This window comes from Deinococcus planocerae (genome assembly GCF_002869765.1).
GTDB classification, from domain to species: domain Bacteria; phylum Deinococcota; class Deinococci; order Deinococcales; family Deinococcaceae; genus Deinococcus; species Deinococcus planocerae.
The window spans coordinates 1-3,087 of sequence record NZ_PNOR01000083.1; the positions used below are offsets into that span (position 1 = coordinate 1).

General features: G+C 71.4%; 3 protein-coding genes and 1 pseudogene. All 4 read right to left on the minus strand.

Translation table 11 applies throughout. From position 1 onward, the window contains the following. Positions 1-343 (minus strand): annotated as a pseudogene (locus A7B18_RS21030) (polymer-forming cytoskeletal protein); the annotation flags it as partial. A gap of 45 nt (positions 344-388) precedes the next feature. Further along, positions 389-889 carry a cyclic pyranopterin monophosphate synthase MoaC gene (moaC, locus tag A7B18_RS21035; RefSeq protein WP_102128607.1) on the minus strand — a complete coding sequence of 167 codons (501 nt, stop codon included), beginning with the start codon at positions 887-889 and terminating at the stop codon, positions 389-391. Positions 890-891: 2 nt separating this feature from the next. Further along, positions 892-1,494: a DUF177 domain-containing protein gene (locus tag A7B18_RS21040; protein WP_102128608.1), complete on the minus strand. Its 603-nt coding sequence runs from the start codon at positions 1,492-1,494 to the stop codon at positions 892-894. 185 nt (positions 1,495-1,679) lie between these two features. Further along, a complete protein-coding gene (locus A7B18_RS21045; protein WP_102128609.1) occupies positions 1,680-2,738 on the minus strand; it encodes a glucose-1-phosphate thymidylyltransferase in 1,059 nt (352 codons plus the stop codon). Between the last annotated feature and the right edge of the window lie 349 nt (positions 2,739-3,087).

The following is a 3,087-nucleotide window of genomic DNA, read 5'->3' on the forward strand; positions in this document are numbered from 1 at the left end:
CCACGCTGCGGGCCGGGGCGGGCGGCGGCGAGGCCGCCAGCCGCGCGTCCAGGGCCACCTCCGCCGCCACGAGCGCGGCCACCCCCGTGGGGGCGGGAGGGGGGGGCGCCGCGTGCAGCCGCGCGCTCCAGGCGATCTCGCCCGCGATCTGCTCCGCGCAGGTGCGCCGGGGGCGGGGGCGTTCCAGGCCGCTCAGCGTGGACGTCGTCCGGGCGAGGCGGCGGCGCAGGTCCTCGACCTCGGGGCGGTGACCGAGCCGGGCCAGCCGCCCGCGCTCGGCGGGGGTGAGGTCACCCTCCGCCTCGCGGTGCAGCAGGTCGAGCAGGTCGTGTTCCGGGGCCATACAACTCTCCTACGTGCGGCGGCCCGGCCCGGTTCCCGCACCTGCCTAGACCCCGGCAGGGTCGGGGGCCCGGTAGTCGCCGCTCTTGCCGCCCGTCTTGGCGAGCAGGCGAATCCCGGTGACCTCGATGGCCTTGCTCGCCGCCTTGAGCATGTCGTATACGTTGAGCGCCGCGACGGTGACGGCGGTCAGGGCCTCCATCTCGACCCCCGTGGGCGCGGTCGTGTGGACGGTGGCGCGCACCCGCACGCCCTCTTCTTCCAGCGTGACCTGCACGTCGGCCCCCGTGACAGGGATGGGGTGGCACAGCAGCACGAGGTCGGCGGTGCGCTTGCTGCCCGCCAGCCCCGCCAGCCGGGCGACGGTGAGGGGGTCGCCCTTGGGATTCGTGCCCGCCTCCAGCGCCGCCCGCGCCTCGGGGGGCAGGCGCACCCAGCCCTCGGCGGTCGCGGTGCGCAGGGTGCTCGCCTTGCCGCTCACGTCCACCATCCGCGGCAGGCCGTCCCGGAAATGGGTGAGTTCGGGGGCGGCCTCGTCCCGGCCCATCCTCAGTCCTCCGGGAGCTTGAGGTCGCGCAGGGCCGCGAAGGGATTCTGGGTCGTGTGGGCCGAGCCCTCCGGCGTGCCCAACAGGTCATCGATCTCCTCGACCGGGACCTGCGCCATGTGCTCGCAGGGGCCCTCGTTGAGGTCGTCGCCGCACACCTGGCACAGGCCCTTGCAGTCGGGGGCGTGGAGCACGGTGAGGGGGGCTTGCAAGAGGGCCGTCTCCGCGAGGTAAGCGCTGAGGTCGAGGTCGGGGTCGCCGAAGACGAGCACCTCCTCGCCCGTCTCGGCCTCCTCCAGGTACGGCTCGTCCACCGCAGGGTCGTAGCGCAGCAGGGTGCCCAGCCGCAGGTCGAGCGCCACCTCCACGTCGCGCAGGCAGCGGGCGCACTCCATCACGATGTCGGGGGCGAAGGAGCCTTGGAGGTACATTTCGTTTCCGCCGAGGGAATTGACATCGACCCGGTAGGCGGCGGGCCGCACGAAACGCAGGGTCTGGGTCTGGCCGCCCTGTTGATATTCGAGGTGATCCAGGGCTCCCGCCGCGTGCGCGTCCGACGACGTGCGCAGCAGCGAACCCAGGTGAATGCGGGGCGTATCGGTCATCCCTCCATGATAGGCCCGCCGCCTCCGCCTCACCGCGTTCCCGGCACGCTGTGGCCGCGCCTCGGGCGGTCGGGTCCCACACGGAGGGAGGCGTCCGGCCCGGCAAAGCGAACCTGTCCACGGCGGCTGTGCTCGTCGTGGTCCGGGGGACGGGAGACGGGTCCCGGGCCGCCGCCCTGGGTGGGTCACGCCAGTTCGACGACGCTGGCGTCCGAGAGGGTGAGCTTGTGGGTGCTGGGCACCTTGCGCCCGCCGCGCACCTGGGCGCGCACGCCGATCAGGCAGTCTTGCAGCCGGGTGCTGACGCACTCGATGCGCGCCTCGGCGTCGATGACGCTGTGCTCGACCTCGGCGTTGCGAATCACGCTGTCGCGCCCGATGCTCGTGAAGGGGCCGATGTAGGCGTCCTCGACGACCACCCCCTCACCGAGGAGGACCGGCCCGACGATCTTGCTGCGGATGACCTGCGCCGAGGCGGGGATGACCACCCGGCCCGTCAGGCGCGACTCGGTGACGGTGCCCTGCACGTCGAGTTCGATGCGTTCGAGCAGCAGCCGGTTGGCGTCGAGGAGGTCGAGGGGGCGTCCCGTATCCTTCCACCAGCCCTCCACCCGCTGCCCGAGCACCGCACCGCCCCGGTCGATCAGGCCCTGGATCGCGTCGGTGATCTCGTACTCGCCGCGCGACGAGGGGGGCAGGTGTTCGAGGATCTCGAAGACCTCCGGGGTGAAACAGTACAGCCCCGCCACCGCGAGGTTGCTCGGCGGGTTCTTGGGCTTTTCGACCAGCCGGGTGATGCGTTCGCCGTCGAGCTGCGCCACCCCGAAGGCGGTCGGATCGGGCACCTCGACGAGGGCGATCAGCGCCGCGGGCCGCTCCTGCCGGAAACGCTCCACGAAGGGCCGCGCGCCGAACTCGAAGAGGTTGTCGCCCAGATACACGCAAAAGTCGTCCCCGCCCACCCACTCGCGCGCCATCATGACGGCGTGGCCCAGGCCGAGCTGTTCGTGCTGGTCGATCAGGGTGACGGACACCCCCTCGACCTTGCGCAGCGCGTCGCCGATCTCCTCGCGCGTGACCTCCGAGACGATGACGCCGATCTCGGTAATGCCCGCCTCCACCAGGGTGCGCGTGGCGTGCCGGATGATGGGCTGGCCCGCCACGCGCAGCACCGGCTTGGGACGGGTAAAGGTCAGGGGACGGAGCCGGGTGCCCAGCCCCGCCGCAGGAATGATCGCCTTCATAGGTCCCCCAGTGTAGGCCCTGGCCCGTGCGGCAGGTCGTGAGGGAAAACAGTACCCCCAAGGCTCCACCCCCCGACGGGCGCGGTTCCGGCCTCGCCCGGGGGAGCGGCACGGCCCTGATGGGGGGCGGGGCTCCGCTCCCGGCCCAGGCTGACCGACAGATGAGCGCCGATGAGAACGGCACTTCCCGGCATTTCCTAAGGGTGAGGTCTCTTGCTATAACTCAGGAGTTGCACCTCGCATAGCGCAGTGAATAGCCGTGCTGGCGGAGAAATTCCGAGTTTCTGCTGAACGTCAGGAGCAGGCGGTTCAAATGAACGTCTGGCATGACCGTCATCAGTGCCAGAGC

Excerpts from the sequence above, each read along its gene's own strand:
- moaC (WP_102128607.1), bottom strand. The coding sequence starts at position 889 with ATGGGCCGGGACGAGGCCGCCCCCGAACTCACCCATTTCCGGGACGGC.
- A7B18_RS21045 (WP_102128609.1), bottom strand. The coding sequence starts at position 2,738 with ATGAAGGCGATCATTCCTGCGGCGGGGCTGGGCACCCGGCTCCGTCCC.
- A7B18_RS21040 (WP_102128608.1), bottom strand. The coding sequence starts at position 1,494 with ATGACCGATACGCCCCGCATTCACCTGGGTTCGCTGCTGCGCACGTCG.